The sequence below is a fragment of the Exiguobacterium sp. ZOR0005 genome, from assembly GCF_000798975.1.
GTDB lineage: Bacteria > Bacillota > Bacilli > Exiguobacteriales > Exiguobacteriaceae > Exiguobacterium > Exiguobacterium aurantiacum.
This window is the reverse complement of the sequence record NZ_JTLB01000022.1, coordinates 16,356-39,805: the sequence shown is the minus strand read 5'-3', so window position 1 is coordinate 39,805 and position 23,450 is coordinate 16,356. Positions and strand designations below refer to the sequence as shown.

21 protein-coding genes, 2 tRNA genes and 1 other annotated feature are annotated in these 23,450 nt (G+C 51.8%); of the genes, 16 read left to right on the top strand and 7 right to left on the bottom strand.

The annotated features are described in order from the left end of the window. Window positions 1-19 precede the first annotated feature (19 nt). From L971_RS09030 to L971_RS09015, 4 genes are all read right to left on the bottom strand, one after another. The gene (locus L971_RS09030; protein ID WP_016508383.1) at window positions 20-226 is read right to left on the bottom strand and encodes a DUF3006 domain-containing protein; all 207 of its coding nucleotides are present in this window, start codon (window positions 224-226) and stop codon (window positions 20-22) included. A gap of 390 nt (window positions 227-616) precedes the next feature. Beyond that, on the bottom strand, window positions 617-1,417 hold the full coding sequence (locus tag L971_RS09025) for an MBL fold metallo-hydrolase (RefSeq protein WP_047375455.1): 801 nt from the start codon (window positions 1,415-1,417) through the stop codon (window positions 617-619). A 163-nt stretch (window positions 1,418-1,580) separates the two neighbouring features. After that, window positions 1,581-1,654: transfer RNA gene (locus tag L971_RS09020), tRNA-Gly, on the bottom strand. A 16-nt stretch (window positions 1,655-1,670) separates the two neighbouring features. Continuing rightward, window positions 1,671-1,744: transfer RNA gene (locus L971_RS09015), tRNA-Gly, on the bottom strand. A gap of 123 nt (window positions 1,745-1,867) precedes the next feature. Here L971_RS09015 and L971_RS09010 point away from each other — a divergent pair. Genes L971_RS09010 through L971_RS09000 form a run of 3 tightly spaced genes read left to right on the top strand, consistent with a single transcriptional unit; the run spans window position 1,868 to window position 3,200 of the window. Then, window positions 1,868-2,233 carry a hypothetical protein gene (locus tag L971_RS09010; protein WP_231557587.1) on the top strand — a complete coding sequence of 122 codons (366 nt, stop codon included), beginning with the start codon at window positions 1,868-1,870 and terminating at the stop codon, window positions 2,231-2,233. Between the two features lie 2 nt (window positions 2,234-2,235). After that, the gene (locus L971_RS09005; protein WP_024371682.1) at window positions 2,236-2,790 is read left to right on the top strand and encodes a hypothetical protein; all 555 of its coding nucleotides are present in this window, start codon (window positions 2,236-2,238) and stop codon (window positions 2,788-2,790) included. Next, window positions 2,787-3,200 (top strand): hypothetical protein, encoded by a 414-nt coding sequence (locus tag L971_RS09000; protein WP_029335977.1) that lies wholly within the window; start codon window positions 2,787-2,789, stop codon window positions 3,198-3,200. The genes L971_RS09005 and L971_RS09000 overlap by 4 nt, the downstream gene beginning before the upstream one ends. A gap of 39 nt (window positions 3,201-3,239) precedes the next feature. Here the strand turns inward: L971_RS09000 and L971_RS08995 are convergent, their stop codons facing one another. The 3 genes from L971_RS08995 to L971_RS08985 form a co-directional block, all read right to left on the bottom strand. Next, the gene (locus L971_RS08995) at window positions 3,240-5,801 is read right to left on the bottom strand and encodes an SH3 domain-containing protein (protein WP_024371680.1); all 2,562 of its coding nucleotides are present in this window, start codon (window positions 5,799-5,801) and stop codon (window positions 3,240-3,242) included. 168 nt (window positions 5,802-5,969) lie between these two features. After that, the gene (locus tag L971_RS08990) at window positions 5,970-6,899 is read right to left on the bottom strand and encodes an alpha/beta fold hydrolase (RefSeq protein ID WP_024371679.1); all 930 of its coding nucleotides are present in this window, start codon (window positions 6,897-6,899) and stop codon (window positions 5,970-5,972) included. A gap of 16 nt (window positions 6,900-6,915) precedes the next feature. Continuing rightward, complete coding sequence (locus L971_RS08985) at window positions 6,916-8,601, bottom strand: formate--tetrahydrofolate ligase (protein WP_047375454.1); 1,686 nt, start codon at window positions 8,599-8,601, stop codon at window positions 6,916-6,918. A 243-nt stretch (window positions 8,602-8,844) separates the two neighbouring features. Here L971_RS08985 and L971_RS08980 point away from each other — a divergent pair, with 243 nt between their 5' ends. The 13 genes from L971_RS08980 (at window position 8,845) to L971_RS08920 (ending at window position 23,439) form a co-directional block, all read left to right on the top strand. Beyond that, window positions 8,845-9,750, top strand: a complete 906-nt coding sequence (locus L971_RS08980; RefSeq protein ID WP_029335973.1) for a carbohydrate ABC transporter permease — start codon at window positions 8,845-8,847, stop codon at window positions 9,748-9,750. Further along, complete coding sequence (locus L971_RS08975) at window positions 9,747-10,652, top strand: carbohydrate ABC transporter permease (RefSeq protein WP_231557586.1); 906 nt, start codon at window positions 9,747-9,749, stop codon at window positions 10,650-10,652. The genes L971_RS08980 and L971_RS08975 overlap by 4 nt, the downstream gene beginning before the upstream one ends. Before the next feature lie 107 nt (window positions 10,653-10,759). After that, window positions 10,760-11,001 (top strand) — a binding site (T-box leader). A 67-nt stretch (window positions 11,002-11,068) separates the two neighbouring features. Beyond that, window positions 11,069-12,049, top strand: coding sequence for an aspartate--ammonia ligase (gene asnA, locus L971_RS08970; RefSeq protein WP_024371675.1), 981 nt, complete (start codon window positions 11,069-11,071; stop codon window positions 12,047-12,049). Between the two features lie 189 nt (window positions 12,050-12,238). Beyond that, window positions 12,239-13,534 carry an ABC transporter substrate-binding protein gene (locus tag L971_RS08965; protein WP_052200343.1) on the top strand — a complete coding sequence of 432 codons (1,296 nt, stop codon included), beginning with the start codon at window positions 12,239-12,241 and terminating at the stop codon, window positions 13,532-13,534. Window positions 13,535-13,680: 146 nt separating this feature from the next. Then, the gene (locus L971_RS08960; protein ID WP_047375452.1) at window positions 13,681-14,853 is read left to right on the top strand and encodes a NosD domain-containing protein; all 1,173 of its coding nucleotides are present in this window, start codon (window positions 13,681-13,683) and stop codon (window positions 14,851-14,853) included. Continuing rightward, window positions 14,853-15,416 carry a nitrous oxide reductase accessory protein NosL gene (locus L971_RS08955; protein WP_047375450.1) on the top strand — a complete coding sequence of 188 codons (564 nt, stop codon included), beginning with the start codon at window positions 14,853-14,855 and terminating at the stop codon, window positions 15,414-15,416. The genes L971_RS08960 and L971_RS08955 overlap by 1 nt, the downstream gene beginning before the upstream one ends. Window positions 15,417-15,419: 3 nt before the next feature. Next, window positions 15,420-16,214: an ABC transporter permease gene (locus tag L971_RS08950; protein ID WP_047375448.1), complete on the top strand. Its 795-nt coding sequence runs from the start codon at window positions 15,420-15,422 to the stop codon at window positions 16,212-16,214. Then, window positions 16,207-16,923: an ABC transporter ATP-binding protein gene (locus L971_RS08945; protein WP_024371670.1), complete on the top strand. Its 717-nt coding sequence runs from the start codon at window positions 16,207-16,209 to the stop codon at window positions 16,921-16,923. Before L971_RS08950 ends, L971_RS08945 begins: the two co-directional genes overlap by 8 nt. Before the next feature lie 62 nt (window positions 16,924-16,985). Beyond that, window positions 16,986-18,446, top strand: a complete 1,461-nt coding sequence (locus L971_RS08940) for an MDR family MFS transporter (RefSeq protein ID WP_047375446.1) — start codon at window positions 16,986-16,988, stop codon at window positions 18,444-18,446. Between the two features lie 36 nt (window positions 18,447-18,482). Then, complete coding sequence (locus tag L971_RS08935) at window positions 18,483-19,583, top strand: sorbosone dehydrogenase family protein (protein ID WP_047375444.1); 1,101 nt, start codon at window positions 18,483-18,485, stop codon at window positions 19,581-19,583. 95 nt (window positions 19,584-19,678) lie between these two features. Next, window positions 19,679-20,887 carry a M48 family metallopeptidase gene (locus L971_RS14835; protein WP_156111514.1) on the top strand — a complete coding sequence of 403 codons (1,209 nt, stop codon included), beginning with the start codon at window positions 19,679-19,681 and terminating at the stop codon, window positions 20,885-20,887. A gap of 96 nt (window positions 20,888-20,983) precedes the next feature. Beyond that, the gene (locus L971_RS08925; protein ID WP_047375443.1) at window positions 20,984-22,735 is read left to right on the top strand and encodes a sensor histidine kinase; all 1,752 of its coding nucleotides are present in this window, start codon (window positions 20,984-20,986) and stop codon (window positions 22,733-22,735) included. Beyond that, complete coding sequence (locus L971_RS08920) at window positions 22,732-23,439, top strand: response regulator (RefSeq protein ID WP_024371665.1); 708 nt, start codon at window positions 22,732-22,734, stop codon at window positions 23,437-23,439. The genes L971_RS08925 and L971_RS08920 overlap by 4 nt, the downstream gene beginning before the upstream one ends. The last annotated feature ends 11 nt before the right edge of the window (window positions 23,440-23,450 follow it).

The window sequence follows — 23,450 nt, the reverse complement described above, 5'->3', positions numbered from 1 at the left end:
TGGACCGGTCTGTCTTTGCTTATTTTTTATAATGTTGTTTAATCAGCGCATCGAAATTCGGTGTCATGTCTTCTTCGAGGTAATAGTGATGATTATCTCGAATGATCGTATCGCCAACACGTGCTTCTGATGGCAAGAATCGTCTCGGGATAAAACTTGAGCCGTTGTTCCAACGTAGCACGGCATATTTCCCTTCGACCCGCACCAACGTGCCATACTTGATCATACCTCTTCCTCCTCAACGAACAGCTTTCTGTCTCTTTTATTCTTATAGAGTGTATTCCCACATTCCACAAAACCTACACATATTTAACGAGGGCTATACAGAAAGAAGAGAAGCGTGAGCAGGCTGAAAATGTGAAAAAAGTTTGAAGAAAACGCTTTCTTTTCAGAACGGTTTCTACTATAATAAAAACACGGGGTGATTATGACGAATTTGTGAACAATGGGGGTATGGTCAATGTTTTCAACAGCCATGATAGGATTGCTCGCGCTGACAGGCGTGACGATTTTTGGGATTGACCGTATGTTCACGGTCCGTTCAGAACGCGTCACAAAGAAATAGTTTTACATAGGGGGGATCGCAACGTCTTGGGGAGACGTTGCGATTTTTTTATCAATAATCTTGGCGGCGCGCTTCGCGTTCCCGCATTTTTTGTTCGACATGCTCTCGATTGCGCTCATGAACTCGGTCAAAGAACGCGTGTTCCGGCCATAGCTTGGACCAAACGCGCTCCTCCGGCAAGGCGAGAATATACTCTTCAGCGGCACTTAGCCGTTCAATCATTTTACTGCGATCGTCGCAGACGTCACCGTGACCCGGAACGAGCCAGCGGATTTCATGCTCATAAACGGCAGTCTGCAACTTTTGAAGGGATTCGATGTATTCTTCCGCATCATGCTCAATAAAAGGAGGCTCGACATTCGAACCGTAATCGCCGCACAATAGCAGCTTAAGTGGTTCGACAACGAGAGACATATGGGTCGACTCATGGCCGGGCGTCAAATAGAACGTGATCGGGGTAGAGCCGAGTTCGAGTGTGCCGTCTTCCGCGATGATCAAGTCGACAGCTGGCTTATGAATCGGTCGCTTGATGTAGTTCTGTTCGTAAAATGACTGAATCTCCCGCAATTGATCATCCGAGTTTGCCTCGACGAACGCTTTTGAGGCGATCACGGTCGCGTCAGGAAACGCATAGGCACCGATGATATGGTCGTAGTGATGATGGGTGTAGATGACATATAACTTCTTACCGTCCCGAGCTAGCTCGATGTCGCGTCGAATCATCGCTACTTCTTCTGGCAACCAGTTCGGGTCGACCAGAATAAGGCTCTCTTCGGTAAAAATCAATGTCGATGTCGTGCGCATGAGAGCACTTTCATAAACGGTAAATGGTTGTAGGCGAACTTGGATCACGGATCATCCCTCCTCATTGTCTATCTGTCTTTTCCCGAATTTGCATCGCATATGCGTTATGGTGGAAAACAAAAAAGCAGAAAGTCAAAAGACTTTCTGCTTTTGGCATGATGTGCATCATGCGATTATGTGTGCGAGAAAACTCTCGCGTATATGTTGAGATTGGAGCGGGTGAAGAGAATCGAACTCTCGTCATCAGCTTGGAAGGCTGAGGTTTTACCATTAAACTACACCCGCATCATAAATATTAAAATGGAGCGGGTGAAGAGAATCGAACTCTCGTCATCAGCTTGGAAGGCTGAGGTTTTACCATTAAACTACACCCGCGAAACGTTTAACGTTACGATAAATATAATAGCATAGGAATTTATATTTGCAAACCCTTTTTTGCAAAAACATTGGTTGTTACGGAATAGGTTATCTTGCTAAGATAATAGAAGAGGGGAGTGGATGGGCGTGAGCGAACGAAAATCGTATTTGCAGATGATGAGCGAAGGGTTTCGGATGATGAAACAAGCGAAAGAAGTCGAGCAGACGGTCACTTTGCGGCAATGGACGTTTTCGTTCCGGCATGACAAGGAGTGGACGGTCATCTTACGTACCGATCGCCTCAAATGGGTCGGTCGGCCTGCAAGCGAGTTCAGCATCGACCTTGCCCAAGTGCGTCTAGGTGATTTATCATTGCAACGGCATGTCGAGTCGAACGAGGTACGTTTGAAGATCGAGGAAGAATGGGGAATTGAAAGTAAGGTCGTCTGTGACGATGAAGAGTGGGGTCGATTTGTCGAGACGCTCAAACAATTGAAGGGGGAGTAGTCGTGAGTGGAGAAAGGCTGTATCGGATTGAAGCGGAAGCCCGAGGCATCGCCTGGAAGGCCCGCGTATTGACCGGCATACAACGATTCCGCTTCTTTAAAGGGGAATTGCTCGCACCGACTGAACGCCCGTACGTCGTTTTGAGCATCTCGCAAGACGCCGGGGTGCTGCCTGATTTGATCGAGACGGACATGGGGGTGTTGTTGATCCATGCTCGCATCGCCCCCATCTTGATGAACCTCTGTCCTTACGACATTCAGCTCGTCCGGGTCGAACTGCATACGACGACCGGTAAAACGGACGAATACTCCGCGCTTAACGTGTTGCGACGGTTCGAAATCGAACAGATAGAAGACTCAGGAGAGTATCGACCGCTCAGCCCAGACCGACTTTACTTTCTATCGAATCAAACGGTGCGTATGAATTTATTCGGGCATATGATCGCCCAAGATATGAACAGCCAGCGCCTCTATGTGACCGAGCGATTGAAATATGCGCTCCAAACAAGAATGGTGACCGGCTTAGCTTTTAAGAAGACGAAGGAGCAGACGGCATGAAAGAATATGAAATCGATGGATGGATCCGTTTGACGTATCCAGAACACTTTGAATACAACGAGGAAGAAGATCACGTCAGCTTTTACTCGGTAGAACCTGACGCCCAAGGGACGCTGCAAATGTCCATCTACGAAGCAGAGACGGAGCAGGCGCCCGAGGATGCGGCATTACAAGAGTTGAACACGTTTTTAGGTGAATTCCCAATTGAAGTCAAAGTCGCACCGAGTGTGACCGATCAGTCGGCTGGGATGACGACCGCTTATGCGAGCGGGCTTGAAGACGGCATGCATTTGGACGTCTGGTCATTGACCGACGGGAAACGTCTGTTGTTCTTGACGTACGTTGCGGACAAGATGACCGACGAAAAATTAGAAGTTGAAGCAATCGTCGATTCGATCGAATGGGCATGAAAAGAGACACGTAGCCGGATGGCTCGTGTCTCTTGTTCGTTATTGGAACTTAGGTACGTCGAAGTGAAGCGTATAAGAGTCAAGTGTTTGGTACGTCTGATAAATCCGGGTCGTTTGTTTCGTTGCCCAGCCGATGTCGGTCGCGTATTGATGTACGCCCGGATTAGCTGGGTTGAAACGCATCTTGTAGAGCGTGTTTTGTTTGTGTGTCGGATGGTTGATATAGCTCGCACCAATCCAATAGGCGCCTCCGACAATGGCAGCTTCAGGGCTGAACCACTTTTGTTCAAAGGCAAACTTGGCCCCGGTCGCGAGCGGGCTGCTATCTACCGCTTGAATGCCGTACATGTTGTAAACAGTTGCCGCCACCTCGCGGTCTGGATGAATCCGAGTACCGCTCGAGTTGATGAGAGCATTTCCGTCTTTATCGACAGGAACCCCTTGGGCAAGAACAGACTTTCCGTGGCCGGTTTCGTGAACAGCGTGAGAGAGTAAATAAATTTCGTTAATACTGTATTGGTTTGCAGCATTAATGAATGCTTGCCCTTGATTCGTTAGGGTGCCGGTATTCACAAGTACTTTATTCAACGTAGACGCAGTCGTTCCAGCACTCTTCGATAAATCAAGGAACTGATAGAACGCCTGAGAATTTTGATCAAAATTATTCGGGTTTACAAACGGTTCAAGATCCGTCACAGAAGCTCGACGCCACACATTATCAAATATCCGGATATTATGACCTGCAGGGCGGCGATATGAAACCGTATAGTAAGTACCTGTCTGGCCAGTGATGGTGACAGTCTCCCCAGGATTGATTTGACCATATGCGTGCGATGTCAAACTCGGTTGACTAAGGATATTCGCGGCGCCCACAACCGAGCTCGGTGTGACAAAACCAGTCATAGAGCCATATTTGACCCGATACCAAACAGCGGTCCCGACAACTTGTCGGTCCACATACTCGATGTTCGTCCCGTTAGGTATCGTTGCGAGTGTGACTGCAGTAGAAGAAGCCGACATCTTAAGTGCCGTCCCTACCCCAGAAATGACGCGAAGCTGATTATTGACAATGGTCCCGGTGTTCCCATTCACACTTACCCAGGCCCGTGGCAAATATGCCGGCGCATTGCGATGGGCATCAGTCTGTCCGAATTGGGCAACTTGACGTTCGGCCATGGCACGAGCGGTAATTGAATAGTTTGTATAGGACACAACACGCTGAATGCCTGTGGCCGGTGGCGTCGTTGAGACAGGGGCCGTGTAGCCTAAATGAATATATCCTCCAACGAAGTTACCGCTCGTCAAGAGTCCCCAATCCGTGTTCAGAACAGGCTTTACTTTGACGACTGTACCATGCGCAAGAGTGCCGATGGCGGCATTTCCGGTCGCTGGAGTAGGGCGTACGTTCAACGGCGTGTTGTTGGAGACGACTTGGACTTCACGCTCGGGTCCGTATTGTTCTGTCGAGGTCGACGGAGCAGTCAGTGAAAAATCACGTGCCGCGACATATCCTGTTTTATTGGCGTAGCGAATCATATACCAAGAGCCAGTCGCCCCGTGAGTGGAAAGGTGATCGACTTTCGCGCCTACTGGAATCGATTGAACAACGGTACGTGATGTTGACATAGACGAATACATCGTCGCAGTCCGTTGCGCGTAGTAAGGTGTCACCGGTGCAGCAACTTCTGTTTCCGACAAGTTACGCATCGGCACGTAGCCTGTCAACGAGCCGGCCGTCACTTTTGCCCAAGAGCCAGTCGCCCCGTGCGTCGAGACGAGTCGCACACTCGATCCGACCGCTAATGTGCCCAGCGCTTGACCTGACGTCGACATCGAATTAAAGATGCTCGTCGCTGTCTTGACGTATAGCGTCGTTGGTGATGACGTGACGATGGCTTGGAGATTACGCATAGCCACATAGCCGGTTTGTCCGGCATACGTCACTTTTGCCCAAGAGCCTGTCGCGCCATGCGTCGAGACGAGTGTCACGCTTGCACCTTTTGGAATGGTAACGAGCACAGGGGCCGTTGAAATCATCGAACTATGCATCGTTGTGTTGTTGACGGTCGTATGCGTAGCGTTTGATTGAGGAGACACCGTTCCACCTCCTGAGAGCGTGAAGTAACGTTGCGCCACATAGCCTGTTTTCCCGCCGTATGTCACTTTGAACCACGAGCCTGTTGCTCCGTGTGTCGAGAGATACGTGACGGTCGCGCCTTTCGGGATCGTTGTCACAACCGATGCCGTCGTCGTCATGGCCGAGCGCATGTTGACGTTCTCGTTCGCTGTGTACGCCTGGGTCGTACTCGTTTTCGCAACGGTCGGCTTGAGCGTCAAGTAGGAAGACGACACGTACCGTTTTTGGCCTTGGAAATCAATTTCGGCCCAGTTGTTACTCGTTGAGTAGACGTGGACGGTCGCCCCTTGCGTCAATTTGCCGACAATCGATGAAGATGTCGATGTTGCCGAACGGACGTTTAAGATCGAGGTGTTTACGGTTCCTTCGTATGTTGCTGCGTATGACTGAGTCGGGACGATTGTGCTGAGCACAGTGCTCGAAACGAGAACGGCCACGCTGAGTCTTGTCATCGTTGGTTTCAATGTCTTACCCCTTTCGATCCATGTGAATCTATACATAATTGGTGTTTTTTTTAGTATGCGGTCTAAGTATAGCGTACAGAAAAAATGGAAAGAAGATGAAAAATTTCAAAAAAGGTAAATGATTTAGAATAGGGTTGTATGAATTTTACAAAAAGAAAAAACCTCCAATTAGTAGGAGGTTTTTTCAAGTGCGATAGAAGTCGTTTGCAGGAGCCATGATGTGATATCGTTCCACACCTCGGTCCGATTGATTTCCCTTAACACTTCGTGACGCGCTCCGTCATAAGACAAGACGGTCACTTCAATGTCGGCCGCCTGATAGTTACGAACCATTCCTTTCAGTCCTTCTCCGTCATGTACGACCGGATCGTCCGCCCCGACGACGAAGAGGAGCGGGAGCGACTTTGGATGTTCGTGAATACGAGGGAGAGACGTGACGTCGAGGGACGCGCTTGCTACTTCATGAAGATAACCGAGGGTCGGTAACCCGCCACAGTTCTCATCGTTTCGATAAGCGGCGACTTCTTCTGGGTCACTTGAAATCCAATCGCTCTCCGTTTTAGCGGGTAAAAACTTTAAATTGTAACGACCGAACAACAGGCGTTCGAAGAAACGTGACGGATAATCGCTTCCTTTTCGCCGGATGGCAGCATCGATGGCGAGGAGGCCGAATCGACCGATGATCCCTGACCCCGGGGGAGGGGAGATGGCGACGACCCCAGCTAACCGGTGCCCCATGACTTGGCCGAGACGCCGTGAGAGCAGTGATCCGAAACTATGACCGAGGACAAACGTCGGCAACGCCCTCGCGTGGTGCTCGATGAGCGTAACCGCATCGTCGACCATTTGATTAAACCCTTCTTTTGGAAGTAAATGAGCGTACGTCTCCTGTTTCCGGGCGAGTGAACCCGCGCCGCGCAAATCACAAACATATACATTAAATCCATTTTCTGCTAAAAAGTGGGCGAACTCAATGTAGCGTTCGTGATGTTCAAGCATTCCGTGAAACAAGAAACAATCGGCGATCGCATTTGTCGCGGGAACGGTCAGCACGTGAGTACGATAACCGTCCGTATACGTATATTCTGTGACGTTCAAGCTCATCCCTCCAAAATTAAAATAGGCCGATCGCGTTACCCGTCTCATCGATTCCCATGTTGAGCGCGGCCGGCTGCTTCGGTAATCCTGGCATCGTCAACACGTTGCCCGTCAAAGCGACAAGGAAACCTGCGCCGACAGACGGCTTCAATTCGCGCACCGTTACGTTGAACCCTTCTTGGTACCCGAGTTTCGTCGGGTCGTCCGACAGTGAGAACGGCGTTTTCGCCATGCAAATCGGCAGATCGGCCCACCCGTTCGCGACGATTTGAGCCATTTGTTTTTTGGCGATCGCCGTAAAAGTGACTTCGGCTGCGCCGTATACTTCGCGAGCAATCGTCGTGATTTTCGATTCGATCGAGTCGGTCAATTCATAAAGTGGCGTGAGCGCGGCTTCGTTCGATTCAACCACTTCGATGACGGCTTCGGCGAGCGCTTCACCGCCTCGTCCGCCACTCGCCCAAACTTCGCTCAAGGCGACGCGGATGTGCTGTGCCTCGCACCAATCGAGCACGGCAGCAAGTTCTTCATCCGTGTCTGAATTGAATCGGTTGAGTGCGACGACAGCCGGCAATCCGAGCTTCGCCATCGTATCGACGTGCTTCGCGAGGAGGCGTAATCCTGTTTTGACCGCCTCGACGTTCTCGACATGGAGGGCGTCTTTGGCGACACCGCCATGCATCTTGAGCGCGCGGACGGTCGCGACGAGGACGACAGCATCCGGGTTCAAGTCGCCGATACGTGATTTGATGTGACAAAATTTCTCGGCACCGAGGTCAGCTCCGAATCCAGCTTCTGTGACGACGTATTCGCCAAGCTTTAAAGCCGTTTTTGTCGCGATAAGCGAGTTGCACCCGTGGGCGATGTTTGCGAACGGACCACCGTGAACGAGCGCCGGCGTCTGTTCAAGCGTCTGGACCAAGTTCGGTTTGAACGCTTCTTTCAAAAGGAGTGTAGCCGCACCGGCCGCACCGATTTGTTCGGCGGTGACGGGTTCGTTGTCACGGTCATAGGCGACGACGATTCGTTTGATTCGTGCTTCTAAGTCGGCGAGCGAGTCGGCGAGGCACAAGATCGCCATAATTTCCGAAGCGACCGTAATATCGAACCCGTCTTCCCGTGGCACCCCGTGGACCGGGCCACCGAGCCCGATCGTGACGTGGCGAAGGGCCCGGTCGTTCAAGTCGAGGACGCGTTTCCAGACGATTTTTCGGACGTCGATGTCGAGGTCGTTGCCTTGATGGAGGTGATTGTCGAGCATGGCGCTAATCGTGTTGTGGGCTGACGTGATGGCGTGCATGTCTCCGGTGAAATGAAGATTGATGTCTTCCATTGGGAGCACTTGGCTGAAACCGCCACCGGCAGCCCCGCCTTTTAACCCCATCGTCGGACCGAGAGACGGTTCACGAAGGCAGACGATCGCTCGTTTGTCGAGGCGGTTCAACGCTTGTCCGAGGCCGACGGTCACCGTCGATTTTCCTTCGCCCGCTGGCGTCGGGTTGATGGCGGTGACGAGGACGAGTTTCCCATCTGTCCGGGTCTTCACGTCGTCTAGCAGGTCAAACGACAGTTTTGCTTTATATTTGCCATAAAGATCGAGGTCGTCCTCGTGCAGGCCGAGTTTTTCGGCCACTTGTTTGATGGGGAGCATCTCGGCTTGTTGGGCAATCGTCAGGTCAGTTAACGGCTTGATCGTCGTCATGTACAAAATCCCTCCACTTTCGAACGTTTTATTAAGAAAATATCTTTTTCATTCGTGATTCGAGCCCGATCTATGATGAAATCTCTAATCTGTCTCGGGTCGTTCGTATTGTCATTGAGTTTATCATAACGCATCGCTATGCAGAATTCATCAAAGAAGTTCAATATATTCCACCCATTCCGTCAAATGTATCCATTTTCATAAGGCTGTTTAGGATGTAAGTTGATAGTGGAGGCGATCAACATGACCGAAACAACGAAACGAATGAAGCGTAGACGGAATTGGAAGAGACCAGCGAGTTTTATCGCATTTGTCGGACCAGCCTTTTTGGCGTTTGTGGCTATCGTGCTCATTCCATTTTTCAACGGAATTTATTACAGTTTCACCGATTGGAACGGAGTGACCGGGCAATTGAATTTTGTCGGACTCGACAACTATCATCGCTTATTGTTTGAGGACGCTCAGTTCCGCTCCTCGTTCTGGATCACGACAAAATATACGATCGTAGCGGTGCTGCTCACGAACATCGTCGGATTTTCGCTTGCTCTGCTGTTGACGATGAACATCAAGACACGCAATCTGTTGCGGACCGTATTTTTCATGCCGAACTTGATCGGCGGGCTGATCCTCGGGTTCATTTGGCAGTTCATCTACGTGAAAGGGTTTGAGTCAATCGGAGCGTTGACCGGGTGGAGCCTGTTCGAGCTACCATGGCTCGGAGATGCCCAAACGGCGTTCTGGGGAATCGTTATCGTCGCGATTTGGCAAGGGGGCGGCTACGTCATGGTCATCTACATCGCAGCACTTCAAAACGTACCGACCGACTTGCTTGAGGCGGCGAGAATCGATGGGGCGAACCGATTGAAAATGCTTCGCCATATCACGCTCCCGATGATCATGCCGTCGATTACAATCTGCTTGTTTTTGACGATCTCGTGGTCGTTCAAAGTATTTGATACGAACTTGTCGCTCACAAACGGGGGACCGTTCAAGTCGACCGAGATGCTCGCCTTGAACATCTATACGGAGTCGTTCGTGAATAACAATTACGGCCTCGGTTCGGCGAAAGCGGTCATCTTCTTCCTCGTCGTCGCGGCCATCACTGTCACACAAGTATATTTGACGAAAAAGCGGGAGGTGGAAGCATGACGACAGAAAAAGTGAGACGCATTGAATCAAATATCGATCAAGCGCCAAGACAGTTATTGCCTCAACGAAAACTAAAGACAGGCGGATACACGGCCGGGCTCGGACTCATCGAGTTGATTGCGATCTTGCTCGGATTGTTGTATCTCGTCCCGTTCTATTACGTCATCGTCAACTCGTTCAAGTCGATCACCGAGATTTACACAAACACGTCGGCGTTACCGAACGTTTGGCTCGCCTCGAACTATACTGAGGCGTGGGAAGCGATGAACTATGGGCGGGTCTTCTTCAACTCCCTTCTCATCACGGCAGGGGCCAACCTGCTCATCGTCCTCTTTACGTCGATGGCAGCGTGGAAACTCGTGCGGACGAAACATTGGATCTCGACCGTTATCTTCTTCTTGTTCGTGGCGGCGATGGTCATCCCGTTTCAATCGATTATGATTCCGCTCGTCAAAGTGTCGAGCATCCTCGGGTTGCTGAACAGTCATTGGGGATTGATGATTATGTATCTCGGGTTCGGTTCGGGCATCTCGGTGTTCTTATATCACGGTTTCATGAAGTCGATTCCTGAGGAAATCGAAGAAGCCGCGATCATCGATGGCTGTTCGACGTGGGGCGTGTTTTGGCGCATCGTCTTCCCACTCTTGAAGCCGATCACGGTGACGATTGTCATTTTGAACAGTCTTTGGATTTGGAACGATTTTCTATTACCTTCACTTGTCCTCCGAGACATCGAACTGCGAACGATTCCGCTCGCGACGTTCTATTTCTTCGGGCAATATACGAAACAATGGGATTTGGCACTCGCTGGTTTAGTCCTTGGGATCGTCCCGCTCCTCATCTTTTTCTTCGGTATGCAAAAGCATATCATCAAAGGGATTACGAGCGGTTCGATCAAATAACCCTTCCCAAGGGATCTCCCCCGTCCGCTACACGGGGGAGAATTTTTTTTTGAGAAAAGGTGTTGACATTCGTCTGAATATTTATAATAATGGGGTCAATTCAATTGTGAACGACATTGAAAGGACGAGTACACAGAAGACGTAAGCAAAGCGAGCCGGGGGCGGTGAGAGCCCGGTCTGAAATCTCTGTCGAAGAACCTCCTGGAGTCGCTACCCGAACGCTTTGCAAGTAGACGTAGCCGGACCGTTCCCCGTTATCGGAACTACGAGATGTTCGTCTCGAAAAAGTGAGTAGACTCGTCTACTAATTTGGGTGGCACCGCGGAGCTTGAAGCCTTCCGTCCCATAGTCCATGGGATTGGAGGGCTTTTTTCTATTGTTCCATCCCAAATACCCCACAATTGGAGGAAGACAAAATGACAACAGCAACAAGCATGATGAAGGAAAGACAACAGGCAATCACGACAGTAAAGGCGACGTTCGAAGAGAAGTTCAGCACGGCACTTGGGCTCACTCAAGTGCAAGCCCCGCTATTCGTGACGTCAGCGAGCGGTGTGAACGACCACTTGAACGGCGTTGAACGCATCATCCAGTTCGACACACTGTATCCGGGGCATGAGCTTGAAATCGTCCAGTCACTTGCGAAATGGAAACGCGAGGCGCTCGGTCGTTATGGGTTTGAGGTCGGTGAAGGTCTCTATACACAGATGCGCGCCATCCGTCGTGATGAAGAGCTCGATGCGACGCACTCGCTTCACGTCGATCAGTGGGACTGGGAGCGCGTCATCGCCCGTGAAGAACGCACGACCGAGTATTTGAAAGCGACGGTTGAATCGATTTATGCGGCTCTTTTCGAAACCGAGAAGACGGTCGAGGCGACATATGGCATCGAAGCGATCCTTCCGGAATCGATTCATTTCATCACGAGCCAAGAGCTCGAAGACACATATCCGACGCTCTCTTCGAAAGATCGTGAAAGCGCGATTTGTAAAGAGTATGGGGCAGTGTTCATCTCACAAATCGGCGGTGCACTCGCTTCTGGTGAGAAGCATGACGGACGTGCGGCTGACTATGACGATTGGTCGCTCAACGGCGACATCCTCGTCTGGCATCCTGAGCTCGAGTCAGCGTTCGAGTTGTCTTCGATGGGCATTCGTGTCGACGAAGCGGCTCTCGCTGCCCAACTCGAAATTGCCGATGCGGAAGAGAAACGGAAGTATCCGTTCCATCAAGCCGTTCTCGAAGGTCGCTTGCCGCTCACGATCGGCGGTGGAATCGGACAGTCCCGTGTCGCGATGTACTTGCTCCGGGCCCGTCACATCGGTGAAGTCCAGTCGTCGGTTTGGCCGCTTGAAATGGTCACGGCGTGTGAAGAAGCCGGCATCAGCTTGTTGTAATTCAAATAGTAATATAGAAGAAACTCGTCACCAGGACTTTCATTTATGGAAGTCCTGGTTTTCTGTGCAACATTTTCCACCCTACACGTCAATTTTGACACCTACATATTGGAAGCGTTTTCATTTACAGTAATAGTGTACTTATTGGATGGATGGCAAAAATGATCCGACATCAAGGGAGGAATTAGAATGAAGCGTAAATGGAGATTGTCGACAGCCGTCATGACAGCAGGGATGGTGTTGACGCTTGCGGCATGCGGAGGCGGTTCGCTAACGGAAGAAGAAGGATCGAACGATGCGAAAGCGGACGGCGGTGACAAAAAAGAAGTGACGTTGAACGTCTTCCAGTTCAAAGCGGAGATCGCCAAAGATCTTGAAGCGATGGCGAAAGAATACGAAGAAGAGACAGGCGTCAAAGTGACCGTCCAAACGGTAGGGGGCGGTGCCGACTACGGCGCAGCGTTGAAATCTCAGTTCGCTTCAGGAAATGAACCGGATATTTTCAATAACGGTGGTTTCACAGAAGCACAGACTTGGAAAGACAAGCTCGAAGACCTCTCGAGCGAGAAGTGGGTCGGCGACTTAAGTGACGTTGCAAAAGAGCCGATGACGATGGACGGTAAACTGTACGGGATGCCGATGAACCTTGAAGGATATGGTTTCATCTACAATAAGGCGTTGTTTGAGAAAGCCGGTATTAGCGAGTTGCCGAAGACGCTCTCGGAATTAACCGAGGCGGCAGAAAAATTGGATAAGGCTGGCATCACCCCGTTCTCGGTCGGTTATGCAGAATTTTGGATTCTCGGCATCCACTTGCTCAACATCCCGGTTGCACAACAAGATGACCCGGACGCGTTTATCCAAGCACTCAACGACAATAAAGCAAAATTCGAGGACAACGAACAGTTCCAGCAGTTCTTAAAACTATTCGACCTCACGATCAAATACGGGAACAAAAACCCGCTCACGACAGACTACAACACACAAGTCACTCAGTTCGCCCAGGGCGAGACAGCGATGCTGCAACAAGGCAACTGGGCGCAACAGATGATTCTTGATGTGAACCCGGATCTCGAGATGGGCTTCGTCCCGATTCCAATCAATGACGACAAAGAGAAGATGGACCGTTTGCCGGTCGGCGTCCCGAACAACTGGGTCGTCAACAAAAACTCACAGTATAAAGAAGAAGCGAAAGACTTCCTCGAGTGGATGGCGACGTCTGAAACAGGACAAGACTACATGGTCAATAAGTTCAAGTTCATTCCGGCGTTCAAATCGATCGAAGCGAACGACCTCGGACCGCTTGCCGACGACATCCTCGCCTATTCGAACGAAGGCAAGACGATCTCATGGAACTGGTTCAAGTACCCAGACGGCGCGGTCAATGAGTACGGGGCATTGATGCAAGCGTATGTCGGCGGTCAAAAGACTGGCGATGAGATGCTTCAAGACTTCACAAAAGTATGGATGGACAAGTCGAAATAATCATAAGCACGAACGGCAAAACGACCCCTTTGCCGTTTGTGTTTTTTTTATGAAGAAATTGTCACAGGAATCCCATATAAACCACACACATACCCCCTTGGGTTTTCGTACAATATGTTCTGTAAGCGGTTCACTAAGGAGGGGTTATGAAACGATACGTATGGATTGCCGCGTTGCTCATGTTGGCGACGCCTGTCGGGGCAGAAGAGGACATGGAGACCGTTCAGCTCGAGGAGCCGATTGTCATCGGGTCGAACGAGTCGTTTGATGGTTCCGGAAAACGTTTCGTCAGTTGTGACCAACCTGCGTTCCGCATGGAAGGGACAGGGGCGTTGCTTGAAAATGTGAAAATTGAGCAGTGCGCGCAAGCGGAAGTCCCCGCCGTCGAGGTTACAGGACTCGGTCATCAATTGATTGACGTGAACGTCCGAGGTGCTGGGATAAACGTCGTGAACAGTTACGGCGTCCGTCTCATCCGTCCGCTCATTATCGGAAACGGACGAGCGGAAGGGATCTCGCTGATCGACAGCGAGGCGTCTATTGTGATTGGCGCCATCATCCATCACGCACGAGATGGGATTTACGTGGAGAACGGTTCCATGCACCAGGTGACGCGTCCGCTCGTGACGGACTCGAGGTATGGGATTCATCTCATGTTCCCAAAAGATACCGTCATCACTTCTCCGAACCTTCATGGGAATGGGGCAGGGGCGATGATCATGGGGACAGAGCGGGTCCGGATCGAGAACGGTCAAATTCACGATCAAACCGGTGCGTCGGCGACAGGAATCATGTTGTTTGAGGCACTCGAGACGACCGTCCGTGCGAACGCGATTTTTGGCAACCGGGTCGGCCTCTATGCTGAAAAGTCGGATTGGACGCTCATCTATGACAACGGCATCAACGGAAACGACGTCGGTCTACGCTTCAAACGGGCGAACGAGATGACGATGGAAGGAAACGATCTGACAGGAAATCGCTATCCGGTGCTCTCGTTCGAGTCGGCACATAACGACGTCAAAGGAAATGAGTGGGGCGGACAGACGCTTGATGTGACCGGCGACGGCTTAAGTGATCTCCCGTTCCGGTCCGATCCTTATCTGTTCTTATTGGCAGATACATATGAAGCGTTCGAGTTGTTGTACGGTTCGCCGGGACTGACCGTGCTCGAACACGTCCTCCGCAGTCCGGATGACGTCGTCCTCACGGACGTCGGACCCCGTGTCGAGACGAGACGCGTCTCATGGAGCGGGTCGGTCGGAGCGGCCGTGATGAGCAGTTTAATGATTATATTATGGGTATTTGGGAGGAAACGATGATGAAGACGTATAAAAAGATGACTGGATTACTCGCTGTCACAGGATTAACGCTTGCGCTTGGTGCTTGTTCGAACGCATCGGCCGAGCCGTTTGAGATTAAATGGGGCGAGACCGAGTGTGAAGTGTGCAACATGAAAATCATGGACGAACAGTTCGCTGCTGAAGCGATCATGACGAACGGGAAAGGGTATGCGTTCGATGATATCGGTTGCTTAATGCGCGACTGGTACCCTGAACAAAAAGAAGCCGATATTGCGGCGATGTACGTGAAAGACTATAACACGAAAGACTGGGTCGACCTCGAAGAAGGGACGTTCGTCTACGACAAAGCGTCGAAGACACCGATGGCTTATAACATCTTGTCATTTGCCGAAGCGACTGATGCGGAAGCTTATGTGGAAGAGAACGGTGGCACGGTGATGGAGTTCGCTGATTTAAAAGAGCACGCATGGGATCGAGGAGAAATGAAAGGGCATAAGAACAAGCACTCTGATGACGAGGCTGAAACAGACGAGATGAGCGACGCTCACTCGGAATCATCGTCTGACGCACATGGACAATAAGTGATGCTGTGGCGAATAGAATGGTCGCGCGCACTGCGTCAAAAGGAGAGTTACGCTTTCCTCATCGCCTGGCTGTTCACTCTCGTTTTGCTTGGAGGACTCGGGCAGGCGCTTCCGGTAGCGACGGCGTACACGAACATTAATGCGACGCTTGTGACGGTGATCGGCCTCGTGCTGCCGCTCTTTATTTTGTTGACGACGTCGCTTAAGTGGGCGAACGAACTCGAATCGAAGCGGTTGCGCCTCCTTTCGACGTACCCGATTGCGATGAGTCGGATCGTGTTGGTGCGATATAGTGCGTTCCTTGCTGCTCAGGCCGTCGTCATCACGCTCGCTTTCTCCCTTGCCTCTTTTCTCGTCAGTTTATCGTTTGGGGCGTGGCTCGTCTTGTGGGGATATGCCCTCGGGCTCACAGCGTATGCGGCGGGCATCGGCACGTTGATTGGGGTGGCAGGCCGTACCCGGCTTCGCGCCGTGCTCTATTCTTTCGTCTTGTGGGTCGTCGTGATTTTACTTTGGCCCACGCTTCTTGTCGCGACGTTGACATGGTTGCCATACGGTATTCAAGCGAACGCGATGGTAGGGCTCCTCTATTTGAACGGATTCGAACTGTTGCGTGTCTGGGTGAGCGCCGTCTCGGCCGCGCCTGACTTGTTCGGGGCGATCTATGAGTCGTTCATCGGTTGGCTCGGTCAACCGCTCGGTGCCATCTCGGTCACGATCGCGATCGTCAGTGTCATCATGTTCACGTTGTTCGGGGCGACGTTCATGTTACGTCAGGAGGGACGCCATGATTGAATTGAGTCAAGTCGGGAAACGTTATGGGGCGACGTGGTCGCTCCATCCGCTCGATGGGACGATTGAGACAGGACGTGTCGTTGCTTTATGTGGCAGCAACGGGGCCGGGAAGTCGACACTTCTCAATTTGATGAACGGCACGATCGCCCCGAGTGTCGGCCACATCTCTTTAAACGGGGAGACGACCCGCCGTCGCAACGGGTTCAATCAAACGTTTGGTTACATGCCGGACGATTTCGCGTTTGACCCGTCATGGACGGTGAAAGAGACATACGTCTATTACGCGTTGCTCCAGCGAGCGAAGCCGGACGTTTCCTTGCTACGGCGCGTCGGACTCGATGACAAGATGGGACGACGGGTCGGGGAACTGTCGAAAGGGATGCGGCAGCGGCTGTTGTTGGCTCAAGCGCTCGTCACGACGCCCGATATTTTGCTTCTCGACGAGCCGACGAATGGACTCGACCCGCTATGGATGCGTTCGTTGAGTCAGTTGTTACGCGAAGAAGCGGACCGAGGGGCGACGATCGTACTGTCGACGCATCAGCTTGACGTCGCAGCGATGTTGGCCGATGAGGTATGGGTGCTCGAAACAGGGAAGCTCATCGGCCGCGTCGTCGTTCATGATGAAACGGCATACGACGAAATTCGTCGATTCTTTTTTGGGATTGAAGTTGACACTTGTCAAACGGACGTCTCTCGCACAAAATAATAGACAGTGAAGTGGCGTGCGGAACCTACCGGCGCCACTATTTTGTTGGGGAGATGAATCGAATGAGAAAGAATGTCACGATCGCCTTGTTATTGGCGACGTTTTTAGCAGCGATTGAAGGGACGGTCGTTTCCGTCGCGACACCGGTCATCGCGAGCGATTTGAACGGGGCGGCACTCGTCAGTTGGGTGTTCGCGTCTTATTTACTATTCACCGCTGTATCAACACCTATTTACGGTAAAGTCGCCGACTTGTTCGGGCGTAAACGCGTCTTGTTGTTCGGAATCGGTTTGTTCACTGTTGCTTCGCTTCTATGCGGACTCGCGGGATCGATGGAGCAGCTCATCATTTTCAGGGCGCTCCAAGGTCTCGGTGCCGGGGCGGTGCTGCCGATCTCGATGACGATTATCGGAGACTTATATAAATATGAGGAACGCGGAAAAATCCAGGGGATTTTGAGTGCCGTCTGGGGCGTGTCCGGTGTGCTCGGGCCGGTCATCGGTGGTTTCTTGGTCGAAACGTTGTCGTGGCGCTACGTCTTTCTATTGAACGTACCTTTCGCGCTCCTGTCGTTTTTGATGATTGTCGTGTTCTACAAAGAAAAGGTTACGGAGACGACCGAACGAATCGATGTCAAAGGCGCCCTCTTGTTTGCCGGTGGGACGTCAGCTTTCTTGTACGCCCTTATCACGTTCAGTGAGACGAACGTGTGGACGGTACCGGTCATCGTCAGCGGGATTGCCAGCCTCGGTCTCCTGACGAGTTTCTTCATGTCGGAGCGTCGAGCCGCGACGCCGCTATTGCCGCTTGATCTGCTGAAGCAACCGATCATCGCCTCGATCAATGGGGCTGTCTTCTTCGCGGCGTGGGTGCTCGTGTCGATGTCGGCGTACATTCCGATCTGGGCGCAGGCTGTCCTCGGAAAGTCGGCGACAGAGGCAGGGTTCATGCTCATGCCGTTGTCGGTGGCGTGGACGTTCACGTCGATCATTGGAGGGCGAACGCTCGGGGCGGCTTCGCCAAGGCGCCGTGCCGTCACAGGAATGAGTCTCTTGCTAGTCGGGACGATCATTTTGACGCTTCTCACCCAGTCGAGCCCGGACGTGTTCATCTATCTCGCCGTCGGCATCATCGGCGTCGGCTTCGGATTGTCGCAACCGATGTTCATCGTCGTGTTGCAAACGGTCGTCTCGTACCGTCAACGAGGAACGGCCACGGCGGCGAATTCATTTTTAAGTACGGTCGGGCAGACGCTCGGTGTCGCCATTTTTGGTGCGATATTCAACTTTATCGTCTTGAGCGGATTCCGGAACGATGAGATGTTGCGCGGTGCCTCTCTCGAATCGTTCTTCAACCGGGCGACAAGTGCGGCGCTTGACGAGACCGTCCGCTTACAAGGAGAGCAATTGATTGCGACCGGTCTGAACACCGTCTTCGTTGGAGCGGCGTTGGCAGCGTTCATCGCCCTTTTGATCGCCTTGCGCTTGCCCGCTCGCCCACCCGAACCTTCACGTGACAACTAAAGTCGCGGTATGATGGTGGAAAGGGAGGCGGTCAAATTGAAACGATGGATCCTACTCTTGTCTCTCGTCTTCGTCGCCGGATGTGCGTCCGAACCGACAGAAGACGCTGTACAAGAAGAAACACCGGTCGAAGAGGCGCCTGAGCAAACGGAAGAAGAAGGCGGACAGACGGATGAGTCGACGGAAGCACGATTGTCGATCGGGACGAGTGAGGCGCTCGCCGGACAACTCGATGTACCGTGGTCGATGGCGCGGACTGAAGACGGCTGGCTCGTCTCGGAACGGGGTGGTACGATCGCGGTCATTGGAGCGGACGGGAACGTGGACCGACAACCGGTCGAGTTGACCGAGGATGTTCTCGAAATCGGGGAAGGCGGGCTCCTTGGGTTGGCGCTGACAGATGACTTCGATACGTCCCGTCAGCTGTATGCCTACCATACGTATGGGACGCCTGGAGACGTTAAAAATCGCGTCGTCGAGCTGACGTGGGACGGCGAACGGTTTGAAGAGACGAGCATCTTGCTCGAAGATATCCCCGGTGCACAGTTCCATAACGGTGGACGATTGCTCCTCGACGATGACATGCTCTGGGTCACGACCGGTGATGCGCTCGTACCCGATCTCGCCCAAGATGAGACGTCACTCGCTGGAAAGATTCTTGCTGTCCCGCTCTCGGGTGAAGGTGAGCCGGTCGACTGGATTTATTCTTCGGGCCATCGCAATCCGCAAGGGCTGGCGCTTGTCGACGGGGTCCTCTATGCGAGTGAGCATGGGGCATCCGGTCACGATGAAGTGAATATCATCGAACGAGGCAACAACTACGGCTGGCCGCTAATCGAGGCGGAAGAGACCGGCGACGGGTTAGAGACGCCTTGGTTCGAAGTCGGGCCGACGTCGTGGGCCCCGTCCGGCATCATCGCGGATGAGGATTACGTCTATATGGCGACGTTACGCGGAAATCGACTCGTCGCCCTTGACCGGGAGACGAGAGACGTGACCCCGATTGTCGAAGACAAAGGCCGAATCCGTGACGTCTGGCTCGAGGGAGACCGTCTGTATTACATCACGAACAATACGGATGGGCGAGGCAATCCCGGCTCTGAAGATGATCAATTGTATAGTGTGACAATTCGATAGAAACTGATACTTCGTCAGTTTCTATTTTTTTGTTGCTTTTTAGAAGGAAGCCGCTATAATTATGTTGTTAATTGGAAAATGAAGGGGAATATTACGTGAATCAAACAAAACTTATCCATAAGCACGAAAACTTGTATTTCGGCTTGCTCGTCGCATCGAGTATTATGACAATTCTTTTAGCCATCGTCTTAACGATCGCATCGCTCGGCTTCTTTTTAGTCATCATCGGCTTCATTGTGTCGTTGTCGATGTTCGCCCACTGGATTCAAATCGGTTACATCCGGACGAACGGGGTGAAAGTGACCGAACGTCAATTTACGGACTTATATGAGACGTATCAACGCGTCGGTCAAGGGATGGGCATCCGGATGTTGCCGGACGTCTATATCTTGCAAGCCGGAGGGATTTTGAACGCGTTCGCGACACGGTTCTTCCAAAAGAATATGATTATTTTGTATTCCGACATCGTTGAATTGTCTCGGAACGGTCAAGTGAAAGAAGTCGAGTTCATTATCGCGCATGAACTGGCCCATATCCGTCGCAACCATGTGCAAAAACAATGGCTCGTCTTGCTCGGGAATATCGTCCCGTTCCTCGGCTCGGCATACTCACGCGCTTGCGAATATACGTGCGACCGGATGGCGGCCCACTATATTCAAGACGAAGCGGCAGCGAAACAGGCGCTTACCGTCCTCGCTGTCGGTGGTACACTCGCCAAGGAAGTGAACGAGTTCGATTATTTACAAGAGGCGAGCCGCGAGAACGGCTTTATCGCCAAATACAGCGAACTCATCTCGACACATCCGACGTTACCGAAACGTATCGCCGCCATCGCCACGGCAGCTGGCGAAGTGAATGTACCGGTATTCAAGACGGCCGGCTACGTCAAAGCGTCGATCATCGGGACGATTGCCATGACGGTCGTGTTGAACGGGGCCCTTATCGCGTGGCTCGTCACGAGTGACGGGTTCACGAGCCTCGCCTCGCCGTCGTTTGGCGAAGGGTTCGCCGATACGCTGTCGGAAGAGCCGCTCCAACAGTTGACGTATGACAACGCAGGGGCGGATGCGATCCGCGAGGAGTTGGCGAACGGGGCGGACATCAATATGCAAGACGGTTATGGCGACACACCGCTTCATAACTTGTTGTACAACGATGGAATGGATTATGATTCGTTGGTGCTGTTGCTTGAAAGCGGAGCCGATGTCACAATCGAGAACAACGACGGGATGACACCGATCGATGTGGCGAAAGATTGGAGCCATGAGTTTGGGATCGTCGAACTCCTTCGCTCATATGAATAAAACGTTGACTTAGCCCTTTTAAACGAAGGGCTAAGTTTTTTTTTGAAGGTTTTTGCAAGCGTTTGCATAACCCGTGATATAATCAAGTCGGGAGGGATGACGGTGAATAGCATTCGAACGAAACTGACAGGGATGATCGCGTTGACAATCATCGTTCCAGTCATTTTAGCGACAATCGTTTCCTACTGGTACGTGAAGGACAGAGAGCGTGAACGCGGTCTCCAACTGACCGAATGGTCGCTCGAACGTGGGACGTTGCAGTTTGAACGGTACATATCTGATTTGAGCCGTCTCCCGACGAGTTTATATGCCAATCGCGACGTGCTCGACATTTTAGAGTACGGTCCCGGGTTGTCGCTCGAACAGACCGAACTTGAAGTACGGCGGGCACTTCTCGGCATGTATTTATCCCGTGAGGACGTCGCGCAAATCCAGCTGCTCATTCTCGAGGACATGGACTCGTTCGCGGCTTACAAAATGAAAGTGTCCCCGCGTTCGAAAAAGCAACCGAGTGCCATCCAACAGCAATTATTGAAGTACGAGGAGAGCCGCGTCTTGCTTGAGGCGTCGCATCCGCTCGTCCCGTATCATGATTTTGGACCGCTCGTCTCAGAAGAAGACGTCGTCACACTTCACTTCCGGCTCGATAAAATCGAGACAGACAAGCCGCTCGCCATCTTATCGATCGATATTCCAGAGGACGTCTTTATCGGTCAACTCGCCTCACTCCAAAACAATCCGGGTGAGAGTCTTTGGTTTGTCGGTGCAGGTGACCAAGTATTCGCCCACCTCGGTGACGAGGCGATCCCGGAAACGGTGGCGCCGACGTCGGTGTCGAGTGACGGAAAACACCACCGGATCATCAAGTCGTTCGAGTTCGAGAATCAACACTTTTACGTTGGGAAATCGATTCCAGACCGTCTATTGACCGAACCGGCCTCACGGACGTCATTTATCATTTTTATCGTCGGGGTCATTTCGCTCATCTTGGCGCTCATCGGTGCCACGTACGCATCGATCCGTTTGACGACGCCGATCAAGACGCTCACGTCTAACATTTGGCGAATCGAGCAAGGGGACATGACGGTCTCGTTTGATTCCCTCGGAAATGATGAGTTCGGTGTGCTCGGCCGTCAATTCAAACGAATGATTGAGCGAATTGATGATTTGATCCAACGAGAATATCGCCTCGCGCTTGAAAACCGGACGAATGAGCTACGGGCGCTACAAGCACAGACGAACCCTCATTTCTTGTTCAACGCCTTGCAATCGATCGGCACGCTCGCCTTGAAAGGAGACGGCAAAACGGTCTATCGCTTGATCACCCAGCTCTCATCGATGATGCGTTATACGATGCATCCTGATGAGTCGATGGTGAGGTTAAAAAAAGAAGTCGATCATTTGGACTCTTACGTTCGGCTGCAGCACGTGCGTTTTCCTGACCAATTCTCTGTCGAGGTCGATGTACCCGAATCGCTGAAAAACTTGATCGTTCCGAAAATGATTTTGCAGCCGCTAGCGGAAAACTTTTTCAAGCACGGCTTTGAACGAGACGGGGCGTCCAATCGCTTTACGCTTCGCATCCGTCAAAACGGGGACGAACTCGTCATCCATTGTGAGAATAGCGGACGCCTCTTCCCGCACAATGAATTGGTGGCGTTACAGGAACGGATTGAACGGTCATCGATCCCGTTAAATGGGGCGGAAGGCACCGGTTTAAAGAACATTCGGGATCGACTCATGTTAAACTATAATCGGGAGGCTGAATTTATGTTGGCTACACCAGAGACAGGCGGATTTCGCATCGTCATGCGCTTTCCGGCCGTAAAGGAGGCAGATGCGTCATGACAAAAGTGTTGATTGTCGACGACGAGTCACCGGTACGGGAAGCGGTCAAGTTGCTCGGAGAATGGGAGCGGCTCGGCGTCACGAACGTGATCGAAGCAAGCGACGGGGATGAGGCGAAAGCAATCATCGTCAAGGAACGTCCGGCACTCGTATTATCGGATATTCAAATGCCGCGTTGTAACGGGATTGAGTTGATGGAATGGTTGCACCGAGAAGCCGAAGCGACGAAACTGATCGTCTTGACCGGGTATGACGAATATTCATACATGCGACGGGCGATTCAGCTAGGGAGTTTCGATTACTTGCTGAAGCCGATCGATCCGGACGTCTTGAACGACACGCTCGAGCGGGCCCTTGTCGATGTGCGTCCGACAGAGGACGACCCGATTTTACAAATCGGCGCCTATATCGAACGTCACTACGCGGAAGAACTGAGTCTGCAAGGAATGAGTGAGCGCTTTTTTTTGAGTCGCGAATACATATCGCGGCGCTTCAAGCAGCAGTATGGCGTCAACTTATCAGAGTACTTGCTCTCGATTCGCATGCTCGAGGCCAAACGTCTCCTTGAGACGAGTAGACAACGTATTTACGAGGTCGCCCAAGCAGTTGGTTTTTCGGACGACAAATATTTCCGAAAAGTCTTCAAAAAACAAGTTGGTGTTACCCCGAATGAATATCGGGAACAATACCAACAACAAGTTTAAAGGAGGAAATA

Coding starts and splice junctions, on each gene's coding strand:
- L971_RS08980 (WP_029335973.1), top strand. CDS start 8,845: ATGACCGAAACAACGAAACGAATGAAGCGTAGACGGAATTGGAAGAGA.
- L971_RS08975 (WP_231557586.1), top strand. CDS start 9,747: ATGACGACAGAAAAAGTGAGACGCATTGAATCAAATATCGATCAAGCG.
- L971_RS09000 (WP_029335977.1), top strand. CDS start 2,787: ATGAAAGAATATGAAATCGATGGATGGATCCGTTTGACGTATCCAGAA.
- L971_RS08950 (WP_047375448.1), top strand. CDS start 15,420: ATGCTGTGGCGAATAGAATGGTCGCGCGCACTGCGTCAAAAGGAGAGT.
- L971_RS08955 (WP_047375450.1), top strand. CDS start 14,853: ATGAAGACGTATAAAAAGATGACTGGATTACTCGCTGTCACAGGATTA.
- L971_RS09010 (WP_231557587.1), top strand. CDS start 1,868: ATGGGCGTGAGCGAACGAAAATCGTATTTGCAGATGATGAGCGAAGGG.
- L971_RS08945 (WP_024371670.1), top strand. CDS start 16,207: ATGATTGAATTGAGTCAAGTCGGGAAACGTTATGGGGCGACGTGGTCG.
- L971_RS08940 (WP_047375446.1), top strand. CDS start 16,986: ATGAGAAAGAATGTCACGATCGCCTTGTTATTGGCGACGTTTTTAGCA.
- L971_RS08920 (WP_024371665.1), top strand. CDS start 22,732: ATGACAAAAGTGTTGATTGTCGACGACGAGTCACCGGTACGGGAAGCG.
- L971_RS09030 (WP_016508383.1), bottom strand. CDS start 226: ATGATCAAGTATGGCACGTTGGTGCGGGTCGAAGGGAAATATGCCGTG.
- L971_RS08965 (WP_052200343.1), top strand. CDS start 12,239: ATGAAGCGTAAATGGAGATTGTCGACAGCCGTCATGACAGCAGGGATG.
- L971_RS08960 (WP_047375452.1), top strand. CDS start 13,681: ATGAAACGATACGTATGGATTGCCGCGTTGCTCATGTTGGCGACGCCT.
- asnA (WP_024371675.1), top strand. CDS start 11,069: ATGACAACAGCAACAAGCATGATGAAGGAAAGACAACAGGCAATCACG.
- L971_RS08925 (WP_047375443.1), top strand. CDS start 20,984: ATGACGGTGAATAGCATTCGAACGAAACTGACAGGGATGATCGCGTTG.
- L971_RS08985 (WP_047375454.1), bottom strand. CDS start 8,601: ATGACGACGATCAAGCCGTTAACTGACCTGACGATTGCCCAACAAGCC.